The organism is Massilia sp. Bi118, assembly GCF_918697865.1.
Lineage (GTDB): Bacteria > Pseudomonadota > Gammaproteobacteria > Burkholderiales > Burkholderiaceae_D > Telluria.
Map to the genome: position 1 here is coordinate 15023 of NZ_CAKKMV010000007.1, position 15708 is coordinate 30730.

The 15708-nt window shown below is 66.7% G+C and carries 12 protein-coding genes; 4 read left to right on the forward strand and 8 right to left on the reverse strand.

Features of this window, described 5'->3' with window-relative positions:
- Positions 1-164 precede the first annotated feature (164 nt).
- A complete protein-coding gene (locus LQV39_RS11755; protein WP_230025648.1) occupies positions 165-695 on the forward strand; it encodes a GNAT family N-acetyltransferase in 531 nt (176 codons plus the stop codon).
- Between the two features lie 100 nt (positions 696-795).
- The gene (locus LQV39_RS26390) at positions 796-1458 is read left to right on the forward strand and encodes a septal ring lytic transglycosylase RlpA family protein (protein ID WP_290368580.1); all 663 of its coding nucleotides are present in this window, start codon (positions 796-798) and stop codon (positions 1456-1458) included.
- 5 nt (positions 1459-1463) lie between these two features.
- Here LQV39_RS26390 and LQV39_RS11765 read toward each other — a convergent pair whose 3' ends face one another.
- From LQV39_RS11765 to LQV39_RS11800, 8 genes are all read right to left on the reverse strand, one after another.
- Positions 1464-3599: a TonB-dependent siderophore receptor gene (locus tag LQV39_RS11765; protein ID WP_230025650.1), complete on the reverse strand. Its 2136-nt coding sequence runs from the start codon at positions 3597-3599 to the stop codon at positions 1464-1466.
- A gap of 163 nt (positions 3600-3762) precedes the next feature.
- Positions 3763-6639 (reverse strand): Hsp70 family protein, encoded by a 2877-nt coding sequence (locus LQV39_RS11770; RefSeq protein ID WP_230025652.1) that lies wholly within the window; start codon positions 6637-6639, stop codon positions 3763-3765.
- Positions 6640-6646: 7 nt separating this feature from the next.
- Positions 6647-8494 (reverse strand): Hsp70 family protein, encoded by a 1848-nt coding sequence (locus LQV39_RS11775; protein WP_230026170.1) that lies wholly within the window; start codon positions 8492-8494, stop codon positions 6647-6649.
- 17 nt (positions 8495-8511) lie between these two features.
- A complete protein-coding gene (locus LQV39_RS11780; protein ID WP_230025654.1) occupies positions 8512-9096 on the reverse strand; it encodes a DUF2760 domain-containing protein in 585 nt (194 codons plus the stop codon).
- Between the two features lie 73 nt (positions 9097-9169).
- Positions 9170-9634, reverse strand: a complete 465-nt coding sequence (locus tag LQV39_RS11785; protein ID WP_230025656.1) for a DUF86 domain-containing protein — start codon at positions 9632-9634, stop codon at positions 9170-9172.
- A 28-nt stretch (positions 9635-9662) separates the two neighbouring features.
- Positions 9663-10913 carry a putative Na+/H+ antiporter gene (locus LQV39_RS11790; protein ID WP_230025658.1) on the reverse strand — a complete coding sequence of 417 codons (1251 nt, stop codon included), beginning with the start codon at positions 10911-10913 and terminating at the stop codon, positions 9663-9665.
- Positions 10910-12847, reverse strand: coding sequence for a hypothetical protein (locus LQV39_RS11795; RefSeq protein WP_230025660.1), 1938 nt, complete (start codon positions 12845-12847; stop codon positions 10910-10912). Before LQV39_RS11795 ends, LQV39_RS11790 begins: the two co-directional genes overlap by 4 nt.
- Positions 12848-12914: 67 nt before the next feature.
- Positions 12915-13223 (reverse strand): hypothetical protein, encoded by a 309-nt coding sequence (locus LQV39_RS11800; RefSeq protein WP_230025662.1) that lies wholly within the window; start codon positions 13221-13223, stop codon positions 12915-12917.
- Between the two features lie 205 nt (positions 13224-13428).
- Here LQV39_RS11800 and imuA point away from each other — a divergent pair, with 205 nt between their 5' ends.
- Both imuA and LQV39_RS11810 read left to right on the forward strand, forming a co-directional pair.
- Entirely contained in the window at positions 13429-14154 is a 726-nt protein-coding gene (gene imuA / locus LQV39_RS11805; protein ID WP_230025664.1) for a translesion DNA synthesis-associated protein ImuA, read from the forward strand.
- On the forward strand, positions 14084-15589 hold the full coding sequence (locus LQV39_RS11810; RefSeq protein WP_230025666.1) for a DNA polymerase Y family protein: 1506 nt from the start codon (positions 14084-14086) through the stop codon (positions 15587-15589). The genes imuA and LQV39_RS11810 overlap by 71 nt, the downstream gene beginning before the upstream one ends.
- Positions 15590-15708 lie beyond the last annotated feature (119 nt).

Here is a 15708-nt window from a genome sequence, read left to right on the forward strand (position 1 = left end):
AGTGACGTGGGAAAGCCAGGGAGCAATGCGGCCCGCTGTTCAGGGCGCGGCAGGTCGGCATGCGCTGAGCGGGCGCATGGAAGGATTGACAACACATCGTACTTGTTATGTGAGCAATAATACCCGTACACTTGGTGCTGGCACCCGAACATGGAATTCAGCGCATGAATAGCGAGTTCATCACCTCTGTCCCCTACCTTCACACGGAACGACTCCTGCTTCGTGAATATCGGCGGGAGGACTTCGAGCTATTCGCAGCGCATTTGGCCGACCCTGTCAGCTCGGCCCACCTCGGCCCGTCCGACCGCCATGCCGCATGGCGCATCTTCTGTTCACAGGCAGGACTGTGGCTCCTGCATGGCGCCGGATGGTGGACTGTCGAGGAAAAGGAGACCGGTCAAGTCGTCGGAACTGTTGGCGCGTTCTTTCGCGAGGAATCGACGGTGATGGAGCTTGGCTGGAATACCTGGCGTGCCTTTGGGGGCCGGGGATTCGCGAACGAAGCGGCGGCGGCAGCCGTGAACCATGCGCTCGAGATCCGGCGCGAACCGAAAGTGCGGGCTCTCATCGCTTCAGCCAATGCATCGTCGCTGCGCGTTGCCAGGCGCCTTGGCCTGGCTTATGAAGCGGACACCGAGATATACGGTAAAGCGGTCGGGGTCTATACGCGGGAACGGGAAGGCTCGGCTGTTTAAGCCCGCAGGATCACACGAATCGAGGGCTTTCTACCAACACTCCTGTTGCCGCGGCAGAATGCGGTCCGGGTTCTGGATGAGGTCCCTGAAGACCGGTGTGATGAGCTGGTCGTTGCCGAACGCCTTTTCTGTTTTGCCGTTCCGCATGTATGATCCACAAGCTCGGCCTGAGCCTTGCAGTGTTTGCCAACGGAAAGCAACGATGAGAAGCATTTTACCTATCTGTTCAACACCAGGGCTGATAGCTGTGTTGGCGCTGTCTCTTGTAGCCTGCTCTACACCAAAAGTTCAGCCAACGAAAGCTGGTGGGCGGTACTACCTCAACGATGGTCCACCAAAAGGCGTAACGCAGGCACAGATTGATGCAGTCAAGGAGCCTGTACCCAGGGTAGAGCGGTTTGTCTCCGGTACGCTCAAGCCATATGTTGCTATGGGAAATAGCTACCGGCCGATGAACAAGTTAATGCCCTACCATGCGCGTGGCGTGGCAAGCTGGTACGGAACCCGTTACCACGGATTGCCGACGGCAAGCGGTGAACTCTACGACGTGATGAAGCTCACGGCTGCGCATCCGGTCCTTCCCATCCCGTCGTATGTCAGGGTTACCAACGTCGAGAACGGTCGGACGCTCATCGTTCGCGTGAACGACCGAGGCCCGTTCCTTTCTGACAGGATCATTGATCTATCGTACGTGGCCGCAGCCAAGCTCGGCTATGCGGCGAAAGGCAGGGCGCTGGTCGAGATCGACGTAATCCTGCCATAAAGACCTCAGAACTTCATCTCCAGCGTCGCACGCAGCACCGGCGAACCCGGATAAACAGTGCGGCTGCGCTGGGTGCCGCTGCCGGCCACGGTATAGCTGTTCTCGCTGATGTAGTCCTGGCAGAGCAGATTGGACGCCGCCAGGCGCAGCTGGTTCCTGGGGTTCAGCTTCCACAGCGCGTACAGGTCGAGATCGCGGCGCACGCTCTCGTAGCTGACCTGGTTGGCCGACACGCGCACCTCGCCGCCGTTCTTGAAAACGAAGCTGCCCCCTAGGCTGAATGCACCGAGCTTGTAGTCGGCGCCCAGCGTGGCCGACAGCGGGGTCTGGTCCATCAGGCGGTTGTGCGGTCCGGGGATCCCGTCGACGTTCGACCAGTTGCGCGACAGGCTGGCGCGCAAGTCGAGGGAGGTGGTGGTGTCGATCACGGCCTTCAGCGGGAACTTGGCCTCGAGCTCGAGCCCGCGCGTGCGCGCACGGCCGGTGTTCATGAGACGCGACACCCAGCGGCTGCCTTCCAACACGGTCTGGTTGCGCAGGTTGTTGTCGATGTTGCGGGCCGAGGCGCTGATCGATACCAGCGCGCCCTCGGCCCAGTAATGCTCCCAGGCGGCGTCGACGCCGAGCGCCAGCTCCGGCTTCACGTTCGGGTTGCCGATCGAATCGGGATCGGTCTGGCTGTTGTTGGCCGAGGTGAAGCGGTGCGGGACCAGCCTTTGCACAGGAAGCGCGCGGTAGGTGCGGGTGAGCGCGAAGCGCAGCTGGTCGCCCTTCGTATCGGGAAGCTTGTACAGGGTCTGGAACAAGGGACTCAGCACGCTCGAGCGCTTGTGCACGGTCGCGAAGGTATTGCCCTCGACCCGGGTCCGGATGCCTTCCCAGCGCGCGCCCAGGTAGACCGACCACTGCGGCGTCACGTTCCACTCATCCTGGCCATACACGGCCAGGCGCGTCACATTGGCGGTGTAGGACTCGTCGCCGCCCGGCGGCACCACGTCGGGCTGCTGGTAGTCGCGGACGCGGCGCGAATCGGGTGAGGTCAGCTCGCCGCCGTCCCAGCCGAAGGCGAGCGCATGGCCTTCCCGGCTGGCGCTGGTGAACTTGCCCGTCGTGCTCAGGCCGTGCACGCTGTTATGCGACTGGACCAGTTCACGCAGCGCATTCGCACCCGTAGCCGCGGCAGTGCGATACGTCGAGAGAGGGTTGTTGCCGGCGGTGGCGACCAGCTTGGCGTCGAGCTTTGCGCCGGAGTCGTATTTGTGCGTCCAGTTGACTTCCTGGCGCAGCAGCCTCTGGATGCTGCTCGTGGTCTGGACCAGGTCCGGATAGGGCGGCGGCGGGCCCAGTTCCGTGTCGACCAGCGTGTGGACGCCGTTCTCGAAATGGTTGAAGTTGGCGAGGGTCTGGAAGACCAGCGAGTCGCCGTTCGCAAGGGTCCAGATCAGGCGCGGGCTCAGGTTGAGCATCGTGATGCGCCCGCTCTCGGGCAGGCGTGCCAGGCGCAGGCCGTCTTCGATGCCGGATGCATCGGCATGCCCTTCGACGTTGTGCACCGTGCGCGAATAATGCTCGTGCCTGACATTGGCCGTGACCGACCAGGCCAGCCGGCCCGCCTTGTCGGCCAGTTGCAGGTTGGCGTTCGGCCCCATGAAGTCGCGGGCATGGGAGTAGCCGAGTTTCAGCTCGCGCTGCCCGGCCTTGACCGTCTTCTTCAGCACGATGTTGATGGTGCCGGCAATCGACTGGGTCGAGTATTCGGCGGTGGCGGCGCGCAGCACCTCGATGCGCTCGATCAGGTCCGGGGCCAGCGAATCGAGGGTGAAGCCGGGCGGGGTTCTATCGCCATTGAGCAGGATCTGCGTGTAGCCGGCGCCCAGGCCGCGCATGCGCACTTCGCTGCCGCGCCCACCGTTGCCGCTCACCGTCACGCCAGGCACGCGCTTGAGCACATCGAGCAGATTGGTATCGCCGTACTTGACGATCTCGTCGCGGTTGACCACGATCTTGCTGGCGGTGTCGTCGCGGCGCGGATCGTAGGCCTCGAGCGAGCCGCGCACCTCGACCTGCTGGGTCTTGTTGTCCTTCGCATCCTTGCCGATCGCGGATTGCTGGGCATGCGCGGGGACGGCGGCCATGGTCATGGACAAGGCGGCGGCGACGGCTGCGGTGAGGACGTTTATGTGAATCGATGGATGGGGAAATGCGCGTTTCACAGGGTCCTGGCAATTTTTAGTGGGCGTGTGTGGCGATCGGATTTGCCACAAGTTAGCACTATAAACTGCTGTTGACAAGAAGTTATTGCTTTCAGCGCAAGAGCTTCAGTCCCGGCGGTAGCGCATCCCCGAACATGCGCGTGGCGCTGGCCTGGTCCAGCTCGACCACCTCGCGCACTATCGCCGCCCAGCTGGCAGGCGCGCCGCTGGCGCCCAGCTTGTGCAGCACCTGCTGGCGCAAGGCTTCGCCGATGTCGCGCGAGCGGTCGCCGGTCTTGCGCGCGATGTGGGCGGCGGCAAAGCCGGCCGGCTCGATGCGCTTCCAGTCCAGCTGCATCAGGATCTCCAGCCAGCGCTCGGCCGCTGCGATGGTCGCGACTTCGTGGGCGCTGGATTGCAGCGACTGGCGCGCGCCGACCCTCGCCAGGGCCCACAGGTAGCGGGCGTAGGTGGCGGCGGTCTTCGGATCGGGTTTGGGCGAGGGCGGAATCGCCATGATCTGCTGCAGCATCCAGTCTCCGATCTCCACCTTGTAAGCGGAGGGGATGCGTTCGAGCGAGGCGCCCAGGCGCAGCATGTCGTCCTCGCTGCCGTCGACCAGGGTGATGGGACGCTTGGCGCGGTCCGCGGGTTCGGCTTGCAGGTTGAAGGCGAAGTCGTCGAGCAGGCGCAGTTGCGCCTCAAGGGCGAGGCCGCCGGCCACGCGCCGCCACAGGGTCCACCATTCGGCGCGCACCTGGCTGTCCTTGTGGTACTGGACGCCGGTGTCGAACAGGGCCCACAGCTGCTCGATGCGCCACTCGTCGAGCGGATGGCCGAAGCCGGGGCGCAGGCACCAGCCGGCCAGGTTGAGCCACACGCGTTCGTGTTCGCTTGATCTGCGCCGGCCCTTGGCGCGCTCCATCAGCGCGTCGAACAGGCGGCGCAGCAGCGGCGTCTCCCAGCGTTCGCGCGAGCCGAGCAGGTGTTCGAGCGTGCCGCGCAGCTGGCGCACTTCGCGGCTTTCGACCTGCTGGTTGCGGCTGCCGAAGATGCGGTCGATGCGCTGCAGGGCCTCAATGAGGCGGGCCGGCACGGCGCTATCGCCTGCGTCTTCATCTTCCGTCTGGTCTTCCGCGCCGCGCAGTTGAAACTCGAGCTTCCAGCGCTGGCCGCTGCCATCCTCGGCCACGCAATGCACTTCCAGCGTGCCGACCTCGGACAGCGAGGCCGCCAGCTGCACCGGCATCTCGTTCTTCGTCCCCGCCGTTTGCGCGCGCAGCACGGTGGCGATGGCCGGCAGGCGCACGACCTCCGCCGGGTCCAGCGCGAGCAGCTCGCCCGGCCGCGGCGGCGCGCCCTGCGGATCGGCGGTCGTCGAGACCAGGTGGAAGCGCACCGGCCGTCCCAATCTCAGGCCGAAGCTGCGTTCCGTCAGGCGCACTTCGACCCCGGGCTTTTCGCCGCGCGGCAGCAGGCAGACGGCGTTCAGGCGGCCGGCCTGCAGGGCGTCGTCCAGCAGCAGGAAGTAGCTGCGCGCCGAGCCGCTCTCGATGGCCGGGGCCAGGCCCTGGCGCGCGAGCGAGTAGGCGACCGCGCCGCGCGCCACGGCGACGTCAGGGTCGAGGTTGTGCAGCACGCGAATGGATGCGCCGCGCCACGCCGACAAGGTGTCGGCCAGGCGCTGCGCCAGCGGTGCGCCGCGGAAGACGCCGCCGTTCAGCAGCAGCGTGTCCGGGACGGGCAGGCTGTCGTCGTCGTCGATACCGAGCGCTTCGCGCGCGGCTTGCGCATGCTGGCGCAGGAAGTCGACCAGGTGGCGCGTGATGGCCGGATCGCTGGCGTAGGGCAGGCCGAATTCGACGATGCCGGCGCGTGCGCGCCTGGCGCCGTCCTGTGCTTCGTTGAGCGGGAAGAAGCCGTCCAGCACGATGCGCGTGATGTCTTCGCGCGTAAGTGGGACGCTGCGGCTGGCGCCGATCAAACGCGAGCCGCTGCCCAGCAGGGTCACGTTGACCCGTTCCGGCGCATCCGGCGCCAGCAGCTGTTCCTTGGCCGCGCGGCAGCGCTCCGTGAGCTGGGCCAGGCGGGCGGCCGACAGGCGTTGCTGGCTTTGCTGACCGTCTTGCGAGGCGAGGCGCGATTCGACCAGGTGGGCCAGCGCCAGGTCCATATTGTCGCCGCCCAGGATCAGGTGGTTGCCGACGCCGATGCGGCTCAGCTTGGGGACGCCGTCTTCGAGTTCCACCTTGACCAGGCTGAAGTCGGTGGTGCCGCCGCCGACGTCGGCGACCAGCACCAGGCGCGAGGCCGCGAGTTCCTCGACCAGGGTATCGCGGTGGCGCTGCAGCCAGTCGTAAAGCGCGGCCTGCGGCTCTTCCAGCAGGCGCAAGGAGGGCAGGCCGGCCAGGCGCGCCGCTTCCAGGGTCAAAGCGCGCGCGCCTTCATCGAAGGAGGCGGGAACGGTCAGGACCAGGTCCTGCTTTTCCAGTAAATGATCGGGATGGCGCGCGTTCCAGGCCGCGCGCAGATAGGCGAGGTAGCTGGCGCTGGCGGCCAGCGGCGAGACCTTGGGCACCTCCTCGGGCGCGCCCCAGGGCAGGATGGGAGCAGTGCGGTCGACCCCGTGATGGGACAGCCAGCTCTTGGCAGATGCAACTAACCGACCAGGAGTGTGGGCGCCCAGCAGGCGGGCAAGCCGGCCGACCACGGCATCGGATACGCCGGCCAGATCGCCGGACACATCGCCGGGCACAGGCGCGGCTGACCAGGGCAGCTGCAGCGCGCCGGCAGGCAGTTCGCCCGCCGCCGGATGGTAGCGGGCGGAGGGCAGCAGCGGCGCCGGCGCCACTTCGCCGGGCGCCACCAGCTGTTCGATGGCGAAAGTCTCGACCTGCTGCATGCCCGGCGCCGCGTAGGCGAGCACCGTGTTGGTAGTGCCGAGGTCGATGCCGACCAGCCAAGCCGGCGCTGCTGCCGATGTGCCCACGAGCGCTTTAATGCTGCTCGGTGGCGCGGACGTCGAACTCGACCTTCCAGCGCTGGCCTTCGCGCGAGACCGCGATCAGCTCCAGCGTGCCAGCCTCGGTGGCCAGCGCGTGCAGCTTGACCTGGGCCACGTCGCCCGGGGTGCGGCCTTCGGCAGGCAGCTCGGCCTGGATTTCGTTCAGTTCCTGCAGTTCGTCCGGGCCCCAGAACTCCAGCACTTCGCCGATGCGGTCCTGGCGGCGCACGGTCGAACCGAAGAAGCGGAAGTGCACCGGTTCGCCGACCACCAGGCCGAATTCCTGGCCCGGCAGTTCCAGCTCGCTGCCTTCTTCCATGCCGAAGGGCGCCACGCACAGGGCGGTAATCGGGGGGTCCATGCCGGGGATGGCCGGCATCGACGATTCCACGCCGACGTAGTAGGAACGGGCCGTGCCGCCGCGGATGCGCACGCCGCCGCCGCGCCGCGCATAGCCGTAATAGGCCGCGCCGCGCGCCACCGCCAGGTCGAGATCGGCGCCTTCCAGCATGCGCGCCGGTTCCGCGCCTTCCATGTACAGCCAGTCGTTGATGGTGTCCATCACGCGCTGGGCCAGGATGTCGGACTTGAACACGCCGCCGTTGAACAGCACCGCGGTCGGATGCAGGAAGCTGTGCTCAGGATTGACCTTGCCGCTGAAGCCTTCCAGCTCCGCGGTGGCGCCGGCCTGGCGCGCCAGGAAGGCGGCCAGGTGGCGGGTGACCGCGGCATCCTGCGCGTAGGGCAGGCCCAGTTGCGTCAGGCCGGCGCGCGTACGCACGGCCGGGCGCGCGCTCGCTTCCACGCGCGGGAAGAAGCCGTCGGTGATGAAGGCGGTGACTTCGTCGCGCGTGAGTTCGGTGCGGATCGAACCGCCGATCAGCTTCGAGCCGCGGCTCGGCACCACGATCGGCCAGGTGGTGGCATTCGCGTCGGCCAGCAGGTGCTCCTTGGCGCCGCGGCAGGCGTAGGTCAGGGCGCGCATCTGCCAGGCGTCGAGCTGGGTGCCGTTGGCCTGCAGTTTTCTCGCCACCAGGTGCGCCAGCGCGAGGTCCATGTTGTCGCCGCCCAGCAGGATATGGTCGCCGACCGCCACGCGGTGCGGTTCCAGGTTGCCCTCGCGTTCGAGGATGGCAATCAGCGAGAAGTCGCTGGTGCCGCCGCCGACGTCGACCACCAGCACGATGTCGCCGGCTTTGACCTGCTTGCGCCAGCGGCCTTCGCTGCCCTGGATCCAGCTGTACAGGGCCGCCTGCGGTTCTTCGAGCAGGGTCGGTGCGTTGTAGCCGGCGTCGCGCGCCGCCTCGGCGGTCAGCTCGCGCGCCACCGGATCGAAGGAAGCCGGAATGGTCACGGTGACGGCCTGCTGGTCGAAGGGCGCTTCCGGATGCGCGGCGTTCCAGGCATTGCGGATGTGCTCGAGGTAGCGGGTCGATGCGGCCAGCGGCGAGACGCGCTCGACTTCTTCCGGGGCGTCCGACGGCAGGATCGCGGCGCGGCGGTCCACGCCCGGGTGCGAGAGCCAGCTCTTGGCCGAGGAGACGAGGCGGATCGGGGTGCCGGCGCCGCGGCTACGCGCCATTTCGCCAACCACGGGCGCTGCTTGCCCATCGGTCCAGGGCAGGGCCAGCTCGCCCTGCGCCAGTTCGTCCGGGTGTGGCAGGTACATGAAGGAGGGCAGCAGCGGCAGCGCCTCGACGGTGCCGGGGCCGCTCAGCTGCGGAATCGGCAGCACGCCCTGGTCGGCCTTCTCGCCGTCGCTGGCCTGCAGGTCGACGTAGGAGAGGGCGCTGTGGGTGGTGCCGAGGTCGATGCCGATCGCGTAGCGCGCGGTTTCCATCGTTTCCATATTTGCGCTCACAGCTCCACCTCCGCCGGCGCGATGATGCTGGCGTCGTGCTTGTCGGCCAGCTGCGGCAGGCTCACCTTCGATGCGCGCCAGCCGCGGTGGCTCAGGGTGCCGGTGAACGGCGCCTTGCCGACCACGTTGCCGGTCAGGCGCACGCTGGCGGCGTCGAAGCCTTCCGGCAGGGTGAGGCGCGCGCCTTCGAGTTCGGCGCGCACCGGTTCGATGGTGAAGTGCTCGCGCAGCACGCGGGCGCAGCCTTCGTGCACGACGCGGGCGGCGGCGCCGATGTCGGCGTCGCTGTAGACGGTGATGTTCTCGTTGGCGAAGTCGATCAGGCGGGCTTCGCGCTGCAGCAGGGACAGCAGCTGCAGGGCGGCGTCGGGCGTTGCCACGCGCAGCGGGGCCGCGGTGGGCGCAGGTGTCGGTGCAGGCGCCGGCGCGGGTGCGGGCGCCGCTACGGGCGCGGCGATCGGGCCGATCTGGTCATCGCGCACGCGCGCGGCGAATTCGGCGTCGCCCAGGGTCTTGAAGAAGGCGCCGAAGGCGAGGGAAAGCCGGCTCCAGAAGGAGGGCAGGTTGGTCGGTTGGCTCATGTTCTTGTGTTGTCCGGTCCATGAAAGCGGGCATGATACCAGTTAGGCAAACATCGATGGCGCGATGCAGCAATCAGATGGCGGGATCGCCCGGGGATGGCGTATCGTCGGAAGGCGCAGCCGGTGTTTCGGCGGCGCGCGCCAGCAAGGCCCGCGCATAGGCGTCGAAATCGTCGAGGCCGCGCTTGATGATGGTGACCAGGGCCGGCAGCGGCGAGGCCTGGTAGTCCCAGTCGGCGCGGCAGAATTCGCCGGTGCGCTTCAGGTCCTCGCCCAGGGCAGGGTCCAGCCAGCCGTTTTCTTCCAGCAGCGAGATCACCTCGCGCTCGTCGTGGGCCGGGCCCAGGCCGGCGTGGGCCAGCACGTAATCGCCCATCTCCACCGCCGCTTCCCAGGCGCGGATCACGTTCAGCGTGGCCGCGTCCTGGCGCGTGATGTCGCCCACGAAGGTGGTCGGGTCCTTCTCGTACTCGTCGCGGGCACGCTTGATGCAGCGCTCGATGGTGCCCGTCTTGCTGACCAGCAGATCGTTGTCCATCGCCTCTCCTATTGGTTCGGTGTCTACCTTACAACAGGAACATCAATGCTGCCACACAGGTGGGACCGAGCGCACCCAGCAAGAGCCAGACGGCCCCGATCGATTCGTCGGCGAAACCGTGGCGCAGCAGGGCCGCGCCGGCCGGATTCGGGGCGTTGGCGATCACCGTCAGGCCGCCGCCGCCCACCGCGCCCGCCACCAGCATGTATTTCTCGTGCTCGGACAGGCCGGTGATCAGGGAGCCGAGGTAGGTCAGGGCGGCGTTGTCGGTGACCGCCGTCAGGCCGAGGGCGCCGAAGAACAGTGCGGTCGGGCCGAGGCTGGAGACGATCGGCTGCAGCCACCATTGCTGCATGCCGCCCAGCACCACCAGGCCGGCCAGGAAGAAGCCGACCAGCAGGCCTTCCTTCAGGATCAGCGGCGACTGGTAGCGGTCGTAGGCCTGGGTAAAGCCGAGGAACAGCAGGAACAGGCCGATGAACAGCACCGGGTGGTGGGCCAGCAGCACGACGGCCGCCAGGAAGGCCAGGTGGATCAGCGCCACCAGCGGCGGCACCGGCGCCGTTTCGCCGTCGACGGAGGCATCGAGCTGGCGCAGGTGGGAGCGCAGCAGGAAGGTGACGACGGTGGCGTTGACGAGCACCGCGAGCAGCGCGCGCCAGCCGAAATGGCTCAGCATGTAGAGGCTGTCCCAGCCCCAGGTGCCGGCCACCATCAGCACCGGCGGCGCGGCATAGGAGGTCAGGGTGCCGCCGATCGAGACGTTCACGAACAGCACGCCCAGCGCGCCGTACTTCAGCCATTCGGGCATGCCCTGGCGGAACACGGTGGGCGCCAGCATCAGCGCGGCTAGGGTCATCGCGGCCGGCTCGGTGATCAGGGAGCCGGCCAGCGGCACCAGGGCCAGGGCCAGCCAGGCCTGGGCTACTTCGGAGCGCACCGGGGCCAAGCGGGCCAGCATGCGTAGCAGGGCGCGCGCCGCTTCCAGTACGGGGCGCGAGGCGGCCACCACCATCACCACGAACACGAATAGCGGCTCGGCGTAGTGGCGCGACTCGGCATAATCGACCGCCGCCGCGCCGCCGTCGACCACGGCCATGAAGACCATCAGCACGAAGGCCCAGAAGCCGAACACGACCTCGACCTCGCCCAGCAGGTGGAACAGGCCGGCATGGCGCGGGTGCTTGTGCGCCAGCACTTCGAACAAATGGGTCGAGAAGGTGTGCAGCAGGGCCAGGACGAACAGGACCAGTCCGATGGTTTGCATGGTGGTGGTCATGGCTGGGCTCCGCTCAATACGATTTTGGTGACGAAGAATCCCAGCTGCCTTTGATCGCCGCTTGCCGGGACAGGATTTTTTACTGGCACATTGCGCAACTCGACGATGGATCGTCCTTCATGGTTTCGCAGAGCGCCTTTCACGGAAATGGGAAGGCCGCGGTCCAGCGCATAACGTCCCAGCTGGACGCCGTTCAAGGACACCTCCGTTTCCATGCCGGGGGCAACATACTGGCCGTGGATGCGCAGTGTTTTATACGGCAGGTTCGAAGGCGGCGTGATCTCGAATTGCGCGACCGGCGCCACGGTCCAGATGCCGTCCCAGTTGGCGCCGCCGAATTCCACGCTGCCCCAGCCCTGGGTGAATCTGAGGGTTGCGGCATCCGCGAAGTCTTTGGCGCCGTAGACGGCATCTTCGGTCAGCATCGGATTGCAGACCGGGGCGTCATTCAGGTAAGCCCAGCCATCGTCGACGGTGGCGAAGCGCGTATCGGGGGACAGCTCTTTGCTTTTACCGCAGATTTTCGGGCCGATTCCCTTGTTTTCCAGGTTGAAGCCGATTTTCGTAACTTTGCCATTGACGGTGTAATACAGGACGCTGTCCTTGGGCAGCGAACCTTCGCGGTTGCGCAGGCGCTCCGAAAAGATTTCGAATACCGGGTTGTAGGCTGCCGGGAACCTGGCGAGGAAGAATTTGGCGACGCGGCTGAATTGCACATAACTGTATTGCCGCTCCATCCAGGTGGCGCCGGCCTGGGCCAGCAGCACGGCCAGGATCAGGGCTTTCGGCACTGCGTTTTCCCTGGCGTAGAGCAGGCAGCCGAACAGGATGGGCATGGCCGCCCAGAACGCATAGCGCATCATGCCCGAGGCGCCGGAATTCCAGTTGGCGGCCGATAGCGCGGGCAGCGCCAGCGCAATCGAAAAGAGGGCGCAGCAGCAGGCCAGGATGCGCATCGACGCTGTTTTCGCGAACAGGACGATCAAGGCCAGCGATGCGAACAGCGCCGGCACGCCGATGAGCATGCCCTGGTTCAGGTCGAAGAAGAAAGAGAACAGGCGGATCCCGCCGATCAGGCGCGGATCGGTGGCCACCGTCGCGATCAGGCTGGGCACGCCGAATTCGGCCAGGCTGAAGAGAACCGGCAGGGCAAACAGCAGGACGAGGATGGCGAGCGAAACGGTCTCGCGCGCCGATGGCAGGCTGCGCTTGTAGAAGAATTTGAAGACGGGCGCAAAACCTGCAAACAGCACCAGCGAAGGATTCTGCATGGCCGCGAGTCCGACCAGCACGCCGGCTGCAATCAGCGCTTGCGTGGCATACAGCATCGACCCCGCCAGAAGGGCTGCCGCCGTCATTGCTTCCGGGCTGCACCAGTCCCAATAAAGCAGGCCGCCGCAGCAGAAGAACAGCGCGATCGTGATGGCGGCGCCATTGCGCGACCTGAAAAAGTCGAAAGCGGCCAGGCCGAGGATGAAAATGAAGGCCAGGTTGACGAACTGGTAGCACTTGAAAGGCGGAATACCGAGCTTGTCGAAGACTGCATACGGAATGGCGGCCAGCGCCGAATAGGCGAAGAAATGGAGCGAGTAATAAGCGCCATCGTGGCCGCGGTAGATGGCGGGCGCGGGATTGTCGGCGTTCTTGCGGATGCCTTCTTCCAGTTCCTGGTAGAAGGCGGAAAACGAGGGCTCCGGATTCAGGCGCTTTGCTTCCTGAATATCCGATAAGCGAATCGCCGGCGTGCCATGCGATGCCAGGGCGATGGTCATCACGCCATATTCGGCAAAATCGCCGGTCTTGTTGGGCGGCCGCAGACAGAACAGCAGCAGGAAAGCGGCGAACAGGGCGATGCCGAACAGGCGGCGCCCGGAAATGGATGGGTGCTCGAGGATGGGGGATTTCTGGTATTGCCTGCTTAAGGTCTTGAACATGGGCCTGTGATGACGGAACTGATGTCGTCATCATAACCCGGCAGGGCGGCCGGCCTGCCTATATCGGCTACCTGGCCTGCTTCGCCTGCAGGGTGGCGCCGACGCCCAGGACGGCGGGCTCGTACTTCGGCACCTGCTTCAGGAACTTGCGCTGGAACTGTTCCTGAGCGGCAATGCAGGTCTTGCCGAAGTGGTCGCGCGTGCAAAGCTCGTTAATCTTCTGGGTCTCGTCCAGCATCTCCTTGAAAGCCGCCTTTTGCTGGCTGTCGGCGCTTTTGGCGATTGGCGGCGCTGCCAGGCTGGCGGTGGCGGCCTGCGCGGGCGCGGGGTTCATGGCGAGGTAGGAGGCAATCAGCAGATTGATCAGGGAAGTCATGGTGGATGGGTCCAGGTTGCACGAAGGGGATTTCGCAAGTCTAGGCCTCCAGTCCGGCGCCGTGCAGCCCCACGGATGGGGGTTTAAGCGAGCGCCAACAAGTCATCCTTGATCCATTACAAAAGATAAACCTTGTCAAAAGCTGATGAGAAGAGTACTGTATAAACATACAGTATTTCTTTGCGTCATCTCGCATCAAAAGCTCATGATCAACTGCTCAGATTCCATTCCAGCAGCGCCGGAATCGTTGCATCCGTCGCTCTGGCGCGCCTCCCAACTGGCGCGTTCTTCAACACGCTGCGTCGACACCGGCCATGCGGCCCTGTCGGCGCAGTTGCCGGGCGGCGGCTGGCCGACCGGCGCCTTGGTCGACCTGCTGCTGCAGCAGCCCGGCATCGGCGAGATGCGCCTGCTGCGTCCCGCGCTGGCGGAGGTGGCGGCGCGCCGCATCGTGCTGCTGCAGCCGCCCCATCCGCCGCAGGCGCTGGCCCTGGCCGCACTGGGCGTGCCGCCTTCGCAGCTGATCTGGCTGCGCGCTGGCCGCACGGCGGATGCGTTGTGGGCGGCCGAGCAGGTGCTGCGCAGCGGCAGTTGCGGCGCCATCCTGTTCTGGCAGAACCAGGTGCGCAGCGACAGCCTGCGCCGCCTGCACCTGGCCGCGCAGGGCGGCGAGACCCTGTTCTTCATGATGCGTCCGCTGGCGGCGGGGCAGGATGCCTCGCCGGCGCCGCTGCGCCTGGCGCTGCGGCCCCAGGCCGGCGGCATCGAGATCGACTTCGTCAAGCGCCGGGGGCCGCAGCGCGATGCGCCGCTGTTCCTGCCGCTTTCCTCCAACCTCATTCAAACGCACATTCCCCGCCATGCGCCTGTGGATCGGCCTGTCACTGCCCCGGCTCCCGCTGGAAGTCTTCAGTCCCAGCTGGTGCACTGACGCCGGCAGCGTCGTGCTCGAGCAGGAGCGGGTGCTGGCGGCTTCCCCGGTGGCGCGCGCCGCCGGCGTGCAGCCCGGCATGCGCCGCGGCGGCGTGCTGATGCTGATGCCCGAGGCCCAGGTCCACGAGCGCTCGCCGCCGCGCGAGGCCGAGGCCCTGTACGCAGTGGCGATGGCGATGCTGCAGTACACGCCGCAGGTGACCGAGGCCGAGGAGGGCACGCTGCTGATGGACGTCGGCGCCAGCCTGCGCCTGTTCGGCGGCGTGCGCGCGCTGTGCCGGCGCGTGCGCGAGAACGTGCGCGCGCTGGGCTTTTCCGCCTCGCTGGGCTGCGCCCCGACCGCGCGCGGCGCCTGGCTGCTGGCGCGCGCCGGCAGCGGCAGTACGGACGGCCGGACCATGCGCTACCGGCGCACCGTCAAGATGCCGACCCTGGTGCGCCGCCTCGACCTGCTGGAGGTGCTGCTGGCGCCGCCGGCGCGCCCCTACGCGGCCTGGTTCGAAGGCATCGGCTGCGCCAGCTTCGGCGAGCTGCGGCGCCTGCCGCGGCCCGGCCTGCAGCGGCGCTGCGGACGCGCGCTGCTCGACCTGGTGGACGCCGCCTACGGCCTGAGCCCGGAGCTGCACGAATGGATCGCCGCACCCGAGACCTTTGCCGCGCGCCTCGAGCTGTTCGACCGTATCGACGATGCCGAACTTTTATTGGCCGGCGCCCGCCGCCTGCTGCTGCAGCTCACTGGGTGGCTGTGCGCGCGCCAGCTGGCGGTCGAGCGCATCGTGCTCAGGCTCGAACACGAGCGGGGCAGGGAAGCGCGCGCGCCGACCAGCGTCGAGGTGGCGCTGGCCGAACCGGCCTGGCGCGACGAGCACCTGGTGCGCCTGCTGAAGGAGCGCCTGGCCAAGCTGGTGCTGGAGGCGCCCGTGATCGGCCTGGGCCTGGAAGCGAAGCAGCTGCAGCCGATGGCGCCGCCGAACGAATCGCTGTTTCCGGAACCGGGCGGCACCGAGGAAGACCGCATGCGCATGCTGGAACTGCTGGTGGCGCGCCTGGGCGCCGAGAACGTGCTGCAGGCCCTGCCGATGGCCGATTACCGGCCGGAGCAGGCGAACATGTGGGTGCCGGTGCAGCAGAAGATCAGCGACCGGGCGCGCAATGCGCAGATGCCGCCCGACGTGATGAGCCTGCCGCGTCCGACCTGGCTGCTGGCCAAGCCGATCGCGCTGCTGATGCGCGACCACCGGCCCTTCTACGGCTCGCCGCTGCGCATGGCTTCGAACCCGGAGCGGATCGAGGCCGGCTGGTGGAATGGACCCGAGACGCGCGATTACTTCATCGCCGAGGGGCAGGACCATGCGCTGTACTGGGTTTATCGGGAGCGGATCGGCGCGGATGAGGAGGAGCCGCGTTGGTACCTGCATGGTTTGTTTGGCTAAGAGCGTCTAACAAAACCTCCATGGCTGCGTTGCATCGTCTCGCCGTACTAGCGTACTGTCTTCGACGATGCGCCTTGCCCTGAAAGTTTTGTTAAACGCTCTTGAGGAAAAACCGAAGT